This window comes from Peribacillus sp. SRI_006 (assembly GCF_057586375.1).
This window is the reverse complement of the sequence record NZ_JBYCZT010000005.1, coordinates 89,629-104,110: the sequence shown is the minus strand read 5'-3', so window position 1 is coordinate 104,110 and position 14,482 is coordinate 89,629. Positions and strand designations below refer to the sequence as shown.

General features: G+C 38.6%; 14 protein-coding genes and 2 pseudogenes. 6 read left to right on the top strand and 10 right to left on the bottom strand.

Annotated elements, in window-relative coordinates:
* Positions 1–163: 163 nt before the first annotated feature.
* Together AC2YHV_RS08430 and AC2YHV_RS08425 are read left to right on the top strand one after the other, a co-directional pair.
* Positions 164–1,651, top strand: a complete 1,488-nt coding sequence (locus AC2YHV_RS08430; protein ID WP_034314306.1) for an aldehyde dehydrogenase family protein — start codon at positions 164–166, stop codon at positions 1,649–1,651.
* A 294-nt stretch (positions 1,652–1,945) separates the two neighbouring features.
* A complete protein-coding gene (locus tag AC2YHV_RS08425) occupies positions 1,946–3,178 on the top strand; it encodes an aminopeptidase (protein WP_487373028.1) in 1,233 nt (410 codons plus the stop codon).
* 464 nt (positions 3,179–3,642) lie between these two features.
* Here the strand turns inward: AC2YHV_RS08425 and AC2YHV_RS08420 are convergent, their stop codons facing one another.
* Positions 3,643–3,894 carry a hypothetical protein gene (locus AC2YHV_RS08420; protein ID WP_057278949.1) on the bottom strand — a complete coding sequence of 84 codons (252 nt, stop codon included), beginning with the start codon at positions 3,892–3,894 and terminating at the stop codon, positions 3,643–3,645.
* Positions 3,895–4,578: 684 nt separating this feature from the next.
* Positions 4,579–4,806, bottom strand: a pseudogene (locus AC2YHV_RS08415) (class I SAM-dependent RNA methyltransferase); the annotation flags it as partial.
* A gap of 537 nt (positions 4,807–5,343) precedes the next feature.
* On the opposite strand from AC2YHV_RS08415, the gene AC2YHV_RS08410 reads away from it, so the two are divergent.
* Positions 5,344–5,511, top strand: a complete 168-nt coding sequence (locus AC2YHV_RS08410) for a hypothetical protein (protein ID WP_164468809.1) — start codon at positions 5,344–5,346, stop codon at positions 5,509–5,511.
* Between the two features lie 125 nt (positions 5,512–5,636).
* On the opposite strand, the gene cspC is transcribed toward AC2YHV_RS08410, so the two are convergent.
* Entirely contained in the window at positions 5,637–5,837 is a 201-nt protein-coding gene (cspC, locus tag AC2YHV_RS08405; protein ID WP_034314312.1) for a cold shock protein CspC, read from the bottom strand.
* Positions 5,838–6,125: 288 nt separating this feature from the next.
* Between cspC and AC2YHV_RS08400 the strand changes: the two genes are divergently transcribed.
* Entirely contained in the window at positions 6,126–6,386 is a 261-nt protein-coding gene (locus tag AC2YHV_RS08400) for a hypothetical protein (protein WP_048687304.1), read from the top strand.
* Positions 6,387–6,419: 33 nt separating this feature from the next.
* Here the strand turns inward: AC2YHV_RS08400 and AC2YHV_RS08395 are convergent, their stop codons facing one another.
* Entirely contained in the window at positions 6,420–7,043 is a 624-nt protein-coding gene (locus AC2YHV_RS08395; RefSeq protein WP_487373027.1) for a YdcF family protein, read from the bottom strand.
* A 77-nt stretch (positions 7,044–7,120) separates the two neighbouring features.
* Positions 7,121–7,906 (bottom strand): serine hydrolase, encoded by a 786-nt coding sequence (locus AC2YHV_RS08390; protein WP_048687307.1) that lies wholly within the window; start codon positions 7,904–7,906, stop codon positions 7,121–7,123.
* 388 nt (positions 7,907–8,294) lie between these two features.
* Between AC2YHV_RS08390 and AC2YHV_RS08385 the strand changes: the two are divergent.
* Positions 8,295–8,486, top strand: a pseudogene (locus tag AC2YHV_RS08385) (transposase); the annotation flags it as partial.
* 65 nt (positions 8,487–8,551) lie between these two features.
* On the opposite strand, the gene AC2YHV_RS08380 reads toward AC2YHV_RS08385, so the two are convergent.
* Positions 8,552–8,719 carry a YezD family protein gene (locus AC2YHV_RS08380; protein WP_065311211.1) on the bottom strand — a complete coding sequence of 56 codons (168 nt, stop codon included), beginning with the start codon at positions 8,717–8,719 and terminating at the stop codon, positions 8,552–8,554.
* Positions 8,720–9,241: 522 nt separating this feature from the next.
* Between AC2YHV_RS08380 and AC2YHV_RS08375 the strand changes: the two genes are divergently transcribed.
* On the top strand, positions 9,242–10,630 hold the full coding sequence (locus AC2YHV_RS08375; RefSeq protein WP_487373026.1) for an amino acid permease: 1,389 nt from the start codon (positions 9,242–9,244) through the stop codon (positions 10,628–10,630).
* Positions 10,631–10,669: 39 nt separating this feature from the next.
* Here AC2YHV_RS08375 and AC2YHV_RS08370 read toward each other — a convergent pair whose 3' ends face one another.
* The 4 genes from AC2YHV_RS08370 to AC2YHV_RS08355 all read right to left on the bottom strand — a co-directional run bounded on the left by AC2YHV_RS08370 (position 10,670) and on the right by AC2YHV_RS08355 (position 14,196).
* Positions 10,670–11,644 (bottom strand): aldose 1-epimerase, encoded by a 975-nt coding sequence (locus AC2YHV_RS08370; protein WP_487373025.1) that lies wholly within the window; start codon positions 11,642–11,644, stop codon positions 10,670–10,672.
* Positions 11,645–11,882: 238 nt separating this feature from the next.
* On the bottom strand, positions 11,883–12,182 hold the full coding sequence (locus tag AC2YHV_RS08365) for a YxcD family protein (RefSeq protein ID WP_487373024.1): 300 nt from the start codon (positions 12,180–12,182) through the stop codon (positions 11,883–11,885).
* Complete coding sequence (locus AC2YHV_RS08360; protein WP_063577813.1) at positions 12,170–12,604, bottom strand: hypothetical protein; 435 nt, start codon at positions 12,602–12,604, stop codon at positions 12,170–12,172. Before AC2YHV_RS08360 ends, AC2YHV_RS08365 begins: the two co-directional genes overlap by 13 nt.
* Positions 12,605–12,801: 197 nt before the next feature.
* On the bottom strand, positions 12,802–14,196 hold the full coding sequence (locus AC2YHV_RS08355) for a C40 family peptidase (protein ID WP_487373023.1): 1,395 nt from the start codon (positions 14,194–14,196) through the stop codon (positions 12,802–12,804).
* Positions 14,197–14,482: the final 286 nt, after the last annotated feature.

The window sequence follows — 14,482 nt, the reverse complement described above, 5'->3', positions numbered from 1 at the left end:
TACTTCATTTTTTTAATAGATGAAGAAATCTTGGATATTCTGTCGAATGTTATAGATTGAATATTCCCTTTTTTTCATTTATCATAAAAATTGGCAATCATAGCGTTAACAATAAGTCATCATGTTTTGCCCAAGATAAACATTTTATTCAGGAGGGTAATTAATGACAAATCTAACGTTAGAAGTAAGTGGAAAGCTGCAAAAATTTTTAACAGGACCAAAAAAGCTCTATATTAATGGTCAGTTTGTAGAAAGTGCTTCAAAAAAAACCTTCTCCACTCCTAATCCTGCTACAGGACAAAAACTTGCCGATGTTTATGAAGCTGATAAAGAAGATATCGACTTAGCCGTCAAAGCTGCACGCAAAGCATTCGATGAAGGTCCTTGGTCAAGAATGAGCGCAGCTGCACGCAGTAGACTGATGTATAAACTAGCCGATTTAATGGAAGAAAATAAAACTGAACTTGCTCAATTGGAAACGTTGGATAATGGGAAACCAATCAGTGAAACTACAAATGCCGACATTCCTTTAGCAATTGAACATATGAGATATTTTGCTGGCTGGTCCACCAAGATTGTTGGACAGACCATCCCGGTAAGCGGAAATTACTTTAACTACACGAAACACGAGGCTGTTGGTGTTGTCGGCCAAATCATCCCATGGAACTTTCCGCTTCTTATGGCGATGTGGAAACTGGGAGCGGCACTTGCTACAGGTTGTACGGTCATATTAAAGCCCGCTGAGCAAACACCGCTTTCCGCTCTTTACCTGGCTGAATTATTGGCTGAAGCCGGTTTCCCTGATGGGGTCGTCAATATCGTTCCCGGTTTTGGTGAAACGGCTGGACAAGCGCTTGTCGACCACCCGCAAGTAAATAAAATCGCATTTACCGGCTCGACCGAAGTTGGAAAATTGATCATGCGTTCCGCTTCATATTCATTGAAACGGGTCACATTGGAACTTGGAGGGAAATCGCCAAACATCATCCTGCCTGATGCGGATTTCTCAAAAGCCATCCCTGGAGCTTTGAATGGGGTCATGTTTAACCAAGGCCAGGTATGCTGTGCCGGTTCAAGGGTTTATATCCAAAAGAAACATTATGATAATGTTGTTGCCGATATGGCTAGCCATGCAAAAAACATCAAACAAGGGATAGGCCTAGATCCAAGTACCCAAATTGGGCCGCTTGTTTCCGAGGAGCAGCAAAATCGGGTAATGGGCTATATTGAAAAAGGGAAAAACGAGGGTGCGGAAGTTCTTGTCGGCGGAAATAAACCGGGTGAACAGGGCTACTTTGTTTCTCCTACTATATTCGCTGGTGTTGAAGAGGATATGACGATTGCTAAAGAAGAGATTTTCGGACCGGTCATAGCGGCAATGCCATTCGAGGATTTAGATGATGTCATTAACCGTGCAAATGCCAGTGAATATGGTTTGGCTGCCGGCTTATGGACAAGCGATATAGCCAATGCCCATTATGTTGCAGGAAAACTCCGTGCCGGTACCGTATGGGTGAACTGTTATAACGCGTTCGACGCAGCTTCTCCTTTCGGCGGCTACAAACAATCCGGAATCGGACGTGAAATGGGATCTTATGCACTGGACAACTATTCTGAAGTGAAAAGTGTCTGGATTAATTTGGGTAAATGATTTACTGACTATTAAGAAAGAGGGTCTCAAAGAGGCCCTCTTTCTTTCAGTCCATTGATCCACTGCACCAAGTCATCAAGTTATTCAACTATTCAAACCTTTTCAATAGTCTTTCCTTCTTTAGTTTTGGTAAAATGCAAGATAGACAAAATAGCTGCTGGAGCAGCTCCCTGCCGGTTATAATGAACTCCTTCGTATACGAGTAGTTTTCACAAACGATGTAAAAAGTTTCTTTTTTATATGACAAAAAGTACAATTAAAAATGTAGAAAATGGAAAAGAGGAGTTTTAAATGATGAGTGATTTTCAAACGAATTTAGAAAAATATGCAGAACTTGCCGTAAAAGTCGGCGTAAACATCCAACAAGATCAAACCTTGGTCGTAAACACAACATTAGAGGGTGCTGACCTTGTGCGTCTCATTGTAAAAAAGGCATATGAGAACGGTGCGCGCAATGTCATCGTTAATTGGAATGACGATATCGTTTCACGTACCAAATATGAATTGGCTCCAGATGAGGTGTTCCACGAATATCCAAAGTGGCGCGCAGAAGAAACGATCGAACTCGCAGAAAACGGAGCTGCTTATCTTTCCGTCATCTCCTCCAGCCCTGACTTATTAAAAGGTGTAAAACCTGAAAGGATTGCCAACTACCAAAAAGCATCCGGGACAGCACTGAAGAAGTGGCGTCAGTATATGCAATCCGATAAAGTGAGCTGGTCCATAGTTGCCGTCCCTTCAAAGGCTTGGGCCGATAAAGTATTCCCTGAAGAAGCAGAAGGAAAACGTGTTGACCTCCTATGGGAAGCCATTTTCAAAGCAGTTCGTGTTGATGTGAAAGATCCTGTGGAAGCCTGGAAAAAACACGATGATACCCTGCATGAAAAGGTTGATTATTTAAATGATAAGCATTACCAAAAATTGCATTATACGGCTCCCGGAACCGACCTGACAATCGAATTACCCGACAAACATCTATGGGTAGGGGCAGGAAGCGTTAACGTACAGGGGCAGGAATTCATGGCTAATATGCCAACCGAAGAAGTGTTTACAGTTCCATTGAAAACAGGCGTTAACGGTACGGTTTCCAGTACGAAACCACTTAGTTACGGCGGAAACATCATCAATAATTTTTCCGTGACGTTTAAAGAAGGACGGATCATTGAAGTAAAAGCAGAAGAAGGAGAAGAAATCCTAAAGCAATTGGTTGAAACGGATGAAGGTTCACACTACCTTGGTGAAGTCGCGCTAGTTCCATTCAACTCACCGATTTCCCAATCGAATGTTTTATTCTTCAACACATTATTTGATGAAAATGCATCAAACCATCTCGCTATCGGCAGCTCCTATGCTTTCTGTATTGAAGGCGGAAAAAACATGGGTCCAGAAGAACTTGCAGAAAATGGACTGAATGAAAGCCTTACACATGTCGATTTCATGATTGGATCTGAGAAAATGAACATCGACGGCATCAAACAGGACGGCACTTCAGAACCTGTCTTCCGTAATGGTGACTGGGCGTTTTAATAAAAGCGTTGATATAGAGGGGTTTTGAACGTCTAAAACCTTAAGTGGTCGACAGAAATGGTCACTATTCAACAGCCGCGTGTTTCTGCTTACTAGGAAGCACGCAGCTATTGATATAACGTAATTTTGAATAGTTGTATAACCAATCCGCTTTGAAAATATTCTATATTACCAAGTTTAGTGTTAATACAACATTTATTAAAGCTAATATAAGTTTTGATATGTACTACCGCTACATTCAATTTCATTTGATTCGACAAATCTTGAATAAATTGATCAAATGGTAATTTAATCGGATCAACTCCAGCTAGAAATTCACTAAGATAATGTTCCGCTTCCTACTTAACATTCCTGTATTAGTAAAATTGATAAAACCACCAATCTTAAAGACTGGTGGTTTTTGTGTATTTATAAAAAAGACAAAGTATTTTAAATCAAAAATACTTTGTCCCCCAATTAATATCCTAGAATAAACGGATGAACACGGCAACTCCGGTTCGCCCGAAGTCAAGGTTCAATACTTGTACAAATCTATTTCGAAGTAAACAACGTACAGCAGCTCTGTAGGAATCACCAGGATCTAAATTGTTAGCACAAGGAGCAGCACTTCCAATCGTTGTAGCTTGTACAATTGTACGCTGAGCTAAAGGTATTAACGTAGCTCTTTCCCAAAGAATCGTAACTACATCAACAGATCTAGAACCAGAATCAGACATATAATTCACCTCTTTTCATTGTTAATATATTAAATGCAATTTCAGACAGCATGGTTCGTTCTTTTGTCATGCTATACACACAAAAAAAAGGTATATTTATTATCTGAATATTCAATAAAAACTCTAGCAACTTATTCAAAAGGAAACGAGCGACAAAAAGGAAATCCAGGAACACTTTGAAATCCACCAAGTCGTCGAAGCCACTGCCCAGATTGTCGAGCAATAATCTGAAGCCGAGCTGCGAATGAAACTTGGCAGTACATCTGTCAAAGGACTCTTAGTTGATTTCGGAGATGGCTTCCATTTAAGGAAATTAACAGGAAGTATATATTAATGATAGAAACTGATACAATTCATTTCGATAAAGGTTTTCGCCGATTGAATTTCATAGCCCTGATGATTTAATAGAGATTGTGGAGCGGATTAGTAAGAAGGTTTAGGTAATTAGGGGTTGTGAATGAGATGACGTTATCAAGACATTTAACTTAGCGACCGCTTTTGAAACCCAAAAACATGCGTTATTAAAGGAGTTGTGACCAGCTTAGTGACCAAAAATGTGACCGCTCCTGTAATGAAATAAATAATACTAAAAAGTCGGTCTGAAAGTTCGTGATTTAAGGTTTCCATTCATTTAATACAAAAAGAAGTTCCAAAAATAAATGGAACTTCTTTTTTATATGAATTTTAAGGTCGTTTGAATAAGCCAATAAATTGATAGTAATCAGTTCGTATAAACCTATTAAATAGATTCCGTTTTTTCGTAGCCAATTTGCCATATAATCTTTCAAAATCTGGATGGGACGTATTCATATAAACGGTCCAATTATCAAGCTTAGCGAAAGCTTAACCCATTTCTTTATACATTTGCTCTACCGCTTTCTGCTCCCCAATCCGCTCACCATATGGAGGATTCTCACCAGATTATTTCTTTTCCAATTGCTTCTTGCTTATTATAACTGTACTTTCTCTGGTAACACAGTGGTCACATGCGATCACAAAAAAGTAGTTTTTCCTACTTTTTCTATTTTTATCTCTTTAATCTTCGGAACCTGTCTTCCGTAATGGGGACTGGGCGTTTTAATTAACCGCTTTAAGCCCCTTCCATCACTTGAAAACCTTCAGCCACGTGATTTCTGCAGTACCTGGGAACATGTGGCTGTTTTTTCATGCCCAAAAAGGGGGACAAGCCCATAGTAATATCGACTCCTTGCTTTCGATTAAGTTCATTCGCTATAACTTGGCCTGCCCCCGCTTAATCCCATATTGTGACATCCACTCCTTGTTCATCCTAAAACATGACCCATTGACTTTTTCTATACAACATTCAAAATTATTAGGCTCATTGCCATATGCTTAGTCTGTTTTTTATACGCAATGTATTATTGGAATATGTTGAACACATCTTTCATCGCCAAATATGTTATACTATTAGTAAAGAGGGTGGCTAAATTGAAAAGCAATAAGTATAATACTGGTGAAACAGTAACCATTCAGGATACTAATGAATCAGTAACCATTAATAAATGGGCATATGTAAAAAACATGAAGAGATATTCTTATACTGTTAAAGAACATCCGACTACTTTTTTCTTTGAAGAAGAATTTAAAAAAGCTTAATGACAAGTCACTAAAAACCTACTCAGTCAGAGTGGGATTTTTTTTTGCTTTCATTTTATAGCACAATAAAAAACAGACTCCCATCGAGGAAGTCTGTTCATATAGGTTACGATTTAATTTTAAAATTAAGCTTTTTGAACGTTAGCAGCTTGAGCTCCACGTGCACCTTGCTCAACTTCGAAAGTTACTTTTTGACCTTCATCTAAAGATTTGAAGCCTTCGCTTTGGATAGCTGAGAAATGTACGAATACATCGTCTCCGTTTTCGCGTTCGATAAATCCAAAACCTTTTTCTGCATTAAACCATTTAACTGTACCTTGTTCCATTGTTGTTGCCTCCTAGTGCATAACACACATTGTATTACTATTTTTAATCATTTGGAAAATAACAAGTATCCTCTTCCACAACCAAAAACAATTCTTTATTAGATTAACATGAATTGACGCAGATAGCAAATTTTCCAGTGATAATTTAAAGATGGCCACATTCTTTTTGCCTTCTTACTTTCTTTATTTATCCAATTTAATGATTCAGATAGTAATTAATGGGTATATCAGAGTAATAAGAAACAGTACGATTTTCACTTAAAGAATTATCAACAAGGAGGACACTCAATGAAATATTACAAAGTTTCTAATAGCGGTTTTGACAGTAAGGTCATTGTAGCCTATAGCGGGTATGAGGCACTCGGGTATTATTTAATGGAAATCGATGATCAACTTGGTTTTGTTGATGATATAGATGTGGAAGAAGTGGATGCTGATGATCGAGTCGAGATTTCCTATACCGGTTATCCCGTTTATAAGACACTTAAGGAGCTATATCAAGAGAAAGATTTTTGGCAAGTTCCTAATGTTGTCGTTGAAGTCGAATAATGAAAGCACCCCACCTTTTAGGAGAATTCGATGTTACCTCCCAATCAACCCGGTCAAATAGTATTTGGTAATTGCCAGATATTCACGGGTATATGATTTCAACAGTGACACTTTTGGTGTCTTTGCCGGCAATCCCTTCATGTCCAAGCCTTCTTTTTTTGCTATTTCGACTGCCCGGTAGATATGAAAGTCATTGCTAACAATTAACCCTAAAGTTGCTGTATCAGGAATGAGCTCTTTTGAGAAAACAATATTTTCGTGAGTTGTTGTAGACTTGTCTTCCATCATGATGCGTGCTTCTTCAATTCCTTGGGCGATTAGCCCCTGTTGCATTGCTTTTGCTTCCGATATATCTTCTCCCGGTCCTTTGCCGCCAGATACAATGACCACTGTATGTTTATTCGCCGATAAATATTCTGCAGCTTTATCAATCCGGTATTGTAAGGATAATGATGGAACCGAACCTTTGACCCTTGCTCCAAGAATCATGAGGTAATCGGCATTTTCCGGAATTTGCTGGTGAATGCTTTCCTGAATTTTCATGTGCAAAAATCCAAAATACCCAAGTACCGCAATGACACATATTACACAAAAAAGTTTCATCGTCTTTTTCAAATTTTTTCCCCGCTTCAGTTTCTTATCATATATAACTTTCATTACCATTAACTCCTATATAACTAAGATCGAAGAGAGGGAAATCATGAAAGACTTCCCTCTCTTCTCAATCGGACAGTTTATTCTGCGACCATATCATCATATATCAATTTTCCAATTTTACTGATTACTTGACGGCTTTCTTCCTCTGATTTCATATCTTCAGTAAGAACTGCAGCATAAACAGTTTGTGTTTCTGACCGAATGATTGCACAATCATGGGCAACTCCCCGAATTCCGCCCGTTTTGCTTGCGACCTTGACTCCTCTGCCCATCAGAGATGGAAGTTTATCCCTTAATTGCTGATTGTCAAATACATGCAATATTTTTTCCCGGCTTTCTTTCGTTAAAAAGTTGCCTGTATGTATGGCTTTTAAGCAGGTAATCGTATCTTCTGCCGAAATGGTATTGTCGCGCCCTTCTTTTAATGCCTTAAAATCCTGCATTTTCCGTTCAAGGACAGTATTTTTCAAACCAAGTTCCTTGATGCATTGATTGATTTCTTCAAAGCCCAACAGGTTCATCATCATATTCGTGGATGTATTGTCGGAAACAGTTATCATCAATGTCAGTAAATCCTCTACGGTCAAAAATACCTTATTCGATAAGACATGCAGGACCCCAGATCCCCCAGTCACTTCACTAGGCGGGATGGTCACTGGTTGGTTCAAATAGATTTTCTTTTGTTCACTTTGACGATAACCTTCGATGATCATTGGTATTTTGATCAAACTCGCTGATTGAAAGGATTCATTCTCGTGATATCCAATCGTGTCCCCAAGACCATTTTCAATTTTATATGCGATTCTCCCATTAAATGTTTCAACTAATGCCAAGATATCATGTTCTATAGTTTGTAAGGTCATCTACTCCCTGTTCCTCCCTTAGATATCATTTAAACCCCTATAAAAAACTCCCTTATACCCTAACTTATTCTACCATGTTAAAAGCAGTACAATCTTATTAGAAATTCCAAATTGAATAAATTTTTGTATAAAAAAATAGCCTTCATATTTGAAGTCTACAGTTTTTTTGCTTGTACAAATTTGGACGTTGATTGGAACGTAGGCACTCGCTTTCCGCGGACGGTCCGCCCTCGGCGCACTTGGCCTGTGGGGTCTCCCTTGGACTCGCTATTCCCGCAGGAGTCTCGCACACCCGCTCCAGTCAACTATTAAAAATTTAGATAGAACTCCTTTTGCCTACAATCTTTTTTGTTTTAAAATAAATTTATTAAAACTTGAGGTGATGAGGATGCTTTCGAAACATCATTCTATTCAACGAGATCAACTTGAATTGATTACTTTAGATCAACTGGTGCAGGCGAACCATTTGGTTCGTAAAATGCAGGCTTCCATTGACTTCACTTTCATTTATGATTTGGTGAAAGATAAGTATTCAGAGGTAGGAAGCCCAAGTATTAATCCAGTTATTTTAGTTAAACTGATTCCGAACCCCATAAGTCTACAAACAGGAGCCTTCATATTGAAGGCTCCCTTAATACCTGTCATTCATCTAGCTTTAACGGCACGGCCCTTCACTAATGGGAATCGTTTCTTCTCGGTGGTATCCACTTGAGTGATTTCACCATCATGTACGGTAATTAAAACCGATCCATATTGCAGATCCTCCAAGCTTGAAATGATATGCCTGATTTTCAATTCTTCTTTCTTTTCCATAATATCTCCCCTTCACTACTGGTAATAAAGCTTCGTTTTCACCTAATGTAAAAAAGGTTCGCACGACAAGCACATGTGCGCTTCCCACTTTCAATGTTTTCTTGGGAACTTGGTTTACCTATCATATCCTCATCACTTAACTTTCCGTATAAGAATAACCAGTTAATAGGAACTCCATATTCCCTCCCTTCCCTATAAAAAATAAAAGGCACCCGCCATCTAACAGATTAGATGTAAGGGTGCCTTTAGTTGACTAATCGGCAATATTCGGGAATGGCAAATGATATAGAAAAATACGATTTAATGTGGCAAACCACATTATTCTTACCAACTAACTTGGTATTTACTACTCTAATCCAATTTTATCCTTTTGTCAATCCTGTGTTTAAATTTTCTGATTAGTCCGCCTTTTACATTTTACTTATTTACCACTTTACCAAACTAAACTATTTGAGATATACTATTTTAGTATAAGTTGTCGGTATAAACACACACTTTGTATATAAGAAAGGTTCGATATAAATGGTAAATAAAAAATGGGGTTTATTGATTTTGACCACTTTCGTAATTGGAAATATGGTCGGCGGCGGAATTTTCATGCTCCCTGCTCAATTAGCACAGGTATCCAGTCCGTTAGGGTCCACATTAGCATGGATCGTTACTGGACTAGGAGTTTTTCTAATAGCTTTGGTGTTTGGTAACCTGGCAGTCCGGAAACCTGATTTGAAGGCTGGACCTCAAAGTTATGCTCAGTCATTATTTAAATCTCCTGTTAAAGGAAGGGTTTCAGGGTATAGCATGGCTTGGGGGTATTGGGCTGCGAATTGGGCTGCGACAGCTTCTGTCATCATTTCATTTGCTGGTTACCTTTCAACGTTTTTCCCTGTGATGCATAGTCCAAAAGTGATTTATACAGCGGGTTCGTTTCAACTTGAACTAGGTAAAACATTAACGTTTGCGGTATGTTCCGTTGCCCTTTGGGGGATTCAGGCAATCTTGGTAAGAAGTTTTAACAGTGCCGGGAAAATGAATCTTTTTGCTACAGTTACCAAAGTGCTTGGATTCTTATTTTTCATCATTATCACGATATTCATCTTCGATACTTCCAATCTAGGAAACGGAGCTGAATTTTATGATAAGGCGGGAACTGCAATCTCCCTAGGTGATCAAGTGAACGCTGCTGCCATTTCAACATTATGGGCCTTCATCGGTATCGAAGCTGCCGTCATGCTTTCAAACCGTGCCAAGTCACAAAATGATGTAAAGAAAGCGACGATTCTTGGTTTACTTATCGCTGTTGCCATTTATATCGGCATTACTTTATTGACGATGGGTGCCATATCACAAGACGAGTTGAAAATATCACAAAAACCGCTTGTTGACGCACTACAAGCAGTAGTTGGTTCAAGCGGCACGTATATAATGGCTGCTCTAGCCGTCATTTCCTTATTGGGATCGACGATCGGTTGGATTGTCGTTGCCTCGGAAGTTCCTTACCAGGCAGCGAAATCGGATTTGTTCCCGGCCTATTTTGCGAAAGCAAACAAAAATGGCACACCTGTCCGTTCTATGACAATAACAAATATCATGACACAGATATTCTTATTCTCCACTATTTCAGGTACGATTTTGGAGGCTTATAAATTTTCGATGATCGTCGCTACACTTGCTTACTTGATCCCGTACCTTGCATCCGTTCTGTATCAATTGAAACTTGTGATGACCGGGGAAACCTATGACATCATGAAAGGCTCAAGGGTACGTGATGGCATTATTACAATCTTGGCGTTAATCTACTCGATCTGGGTCATCAAGACAGGTACAGCCGATATGAATACGTTCATACTAGGCATAGCCTTATATGTATTCGGAATCGTCCTATACCCACTCTGGATGAGAAAAAAAGCATAACCTTAAACACCTAGGCATTTTTAAATGCCTAGGTGTTTTTTATATTTCTTTCACAATCAATCTGGTTTTCAGCTGTACCGTTTCCCCTGAGCATAACTCCCTCAATCCAGTCAATTTTGCAGGCAAATCCAAATTAGGAGCATTCGTTACCCAAGTATATGGTTCAGGACAAACGAACCCCTCCTGATTGAACAATACCCAAAACCTAAAATGTTGATCGCCTTGATAGATGACTTGTATGCCAGCCTCTTGATCAGTGAGAATGCACTCGTTTTCCGGATTTCTTTCCTTATCATAGCCAAATAAGTCATCAAATTGCCGGCCGTCCAAGCTAATACCGTTTTGGATTTCCAATGTATTGGCCGTTTCATGTATTGCACCTGTGGGCAATGATCTTTCATTCAACTCCCAATGTTTATTGACGGGAAGAGATATTCTGCAATCCTCCCATTTACTCACTGGTCCAAATGGAAAATTGAATACAGTATGATAACCTGCTCCCCACGGAAATGGTTCAATGCCCTTGTTGGTGATTTCCAATTGTATTTCCAATGTTTCATCCCTTAAAGATAAAGACATATTCACAGTGATATCTTGTGGAAAGCTACCTTTTAGATCAAAATCACTGCTTGAGAATTCAGTATTAATCACGATTTCTTTCCCGTTCACTTCCTTTTTGCGGACTTGCCACGGCATGTCATGCAAAAAACCATGAATATGATTGGATTTTTCCATTTCATTGATTGGAAACTTATACGAAGTCCCCTTATATGTAAATTGACCATCTTCAATTCGATTAGGAGGAAACAGGATTGGCATTCCGTATAAAATGGTAGCTTTTTTATACTCCTCCACACTATCCGGAGTTCGCAGCAACTCAATATCCTTATGCTTGTATTTCAATGAAAGCAGATTGCTTCCTAAAGATGGTACAAGGATCGCTTCCACTTTTTCATTGCCGAACTTTATGGCCTTTTCATTTAAAAAAGTGATATCTTCTATATACCCTTTCACTTTTTCTCCTCCTTTGACTTGAACATATATCCATCCTACTTCCACGGACCATTTATTGCAACAAATGGAAAATATATTTCGTCCTTACTCTTTCTAAGTTTGAAATAGTATATATAATCGAGGATTTTGCTTCATTTACTTTGCTATTTTTCTATTTTCTTTTTTTCCCTTTCCTTCTCCCTGACGACTTGTAGCTTTTTAAATAAAAAAAAGATGCCGTTACGGCATCCTTTTTTACTCATCTATTACTTTCACTTACCAAAGCCACTATACCTTCATCATCATCCAAAACAAGTTCAATACCTGAGTATGGATCTTTATTCATATATTCATCCAGCCATAGACGAAGCGCTTCTATCAAGTTGATGGTGATTAACACTTGTTTCCGGCCATCGACAAACGCTTCCGCCGAAAAGCCATAATCATCATCATACATTAACTCCACTTCCACCTCATTAGGTTGTACCTGCTTTTTACGGGCAATGTAAACACAAACCGCATTGATGATTTCTTGTTCGGAAATCTTTAGCCTCTCCATGGGTTTGGATCTTCTTTCTTCTTCTTATCTTTGAAATATGTGAATATTTTACGGATTACAACGATTAATACTACAACCGCCATCACGTTGATTAATAGACCAAGTATAGAACCAAGGGCTCCCATATTTGCAAATAGGCTACCAAAAAGTAAACCTGCCAATCCTCCTAGCATAAGTCCTTTCATTAAGCCGCCTTTTGCGAATGTGTTTCCACTCTTGGCTTTATTGGCAGTAGTGGCATCGGATTTCTTCGTTTGTTTATTTTGGAAATTCGAATTATTATTGTTGTTGCTGTTAAAGCTTCTTTTTCCGGACTTGTAACCCCTTGCATCGACTGACTCCGTATGATCCTGGAATACATAAGTGCCGACTGGCGAGAATGCTAGTGTAATTGTAAGTAATGCAGCCATAAATTTTTTCATCATGTTTTTTGCCTCCGTTTAATAGTATGGAATGTTGTTTCATTATATCTTTACCCAGATTACTGAAAGTCCACATCACCTATCCTTATTTTATCTTATAGTATTTACGTTGAAATTCAAAATAAGTTTCATTTTTTTTGACTTTTTTTCAAAAAAAATAAGCAGGGGCATTTTCTCCCCTGCTTATTATTGAACTATTAGTTTACACGAACGACACGGCCGTTGTATACACCTGCCCAATATCCACTATCCATATTGGCAATCGCAACACCTGTTGAACTTTGGGAACCGATAAATTTGCCGCCGCCGACATAAATTCCGACATGCCCATCCGTTTTATAGGTATTGAAAAATACTAAATCTCCAGGTTGTTTTTGACTATCAGATACTTGACGTCCCGCATTTTTCAATGCATCCGTACTGGCTGGAAGGTTCACACCAGCTTGTTTATAAGCCCATGCAACGAATGCTGAGCAATCAAAAAGACCGTTAGCAATATCGGATGCCGTTCTTCCGCCACCAAATTTATATGTGGAGTTACCGATATATTTATAACCTGCTGTAATGGCAGAGCCTGTATTTGCACTGCTTGGCTTACTTGATGTTTCGGTTTTACTTGCTGCAGGTTTGGCAGCAGAACTGTTTTTAGATGAATTTGAAGATGATTCAGCTTTAGAAGAACTTTTTACAGAAGCCTCTCCTTTAGACGAACTTGATGATTCTTCGCTAGAAGAAACCGATGATCCTTCGCTAGAAGAACTTGAAGATCCTTCACTGGAAGCATTTGAAGAATTCACTTCTTCAGCAGCACGGTCAAGATCTGCTTTTTCCGATGCTTTACGTTCTTCCTCTTTTTTGATATTTTCACGAATGGAAGCTATTTGTGCTTCTAGACCAGCATCTTTATTCTCTAAAGATTGTTTAAGCGCTTCTGTTTCCGATTCTTTCTTTTCGATCTTAGCCTTCATGTTGACAGTTTCAGCTTTTTGATCTTCAATTTGAGATTGCATGCCTTTAAGCTCTACTTCCATATCCTTAAGGCTTTGCAATTTCTTCTCAACGGTCGCTTGTTTTTTCTCTAAGTCAGCTTTATCCGCTTCCTGCTCGCTAAGAATCTGTTGGTCAGCTTCCACGATAGTGGCTACCGCCCCAACACGATTAACGAATTCACCAAAGCTTTTAGAACCTAAAACAACTTCCAGGTACTCAACGTCCCCGCCGCTCTCTTGGAAAGAAAGTGCGCGCTCTTTCAAGACTTCCTCGCGTTTTGCGATTCTTTCTTCCAACGCTTTAATTTCTTTCTTTAAAGATTCTATGTCTTTTTCGGTGTCATTAATTTCTTGTTTAGTATCTTTGATTTTTTGGTCATTTTCTTTCATTGCCGATTCGATCTGGGCAATTTGGGCATTCATTTTCGATTGTTCTTTTTTCAATTGCTGAATAACTTGTTCTGCCTCTGAAATATCTGATTGTATTCCAGTACGTTGCGATTGAATATCCGTGATAGATTCAGCTTTTACAGACGGTATGGCAAAAGCGCTTCCTAATCCAAGCATAATTGTCGTGTTCAATACGATAAGTTTTTTCTTCAAACTCATTTCCCCTGCTTTCCTCCCCTTGCATTTCCATCGACCCACTTCTTTTTCTCTATGAAAAATGATTAGTCAAAACAATTTGCTGGGAACTCTTCTCTATTTTTTTTACTCTTTATGTAATCTTCTAAGGTTGAGATAATATTAAATACATTTCTTAAACTCTACTATGTTTTCATCTAAGTCGTAGTATATCATCAGATTTTGTCAAATACGTAATAACAATATTACAATTATATTTCAATTTTAACATTAAACATAAAGATTCGACTTTTTCACGTGATAA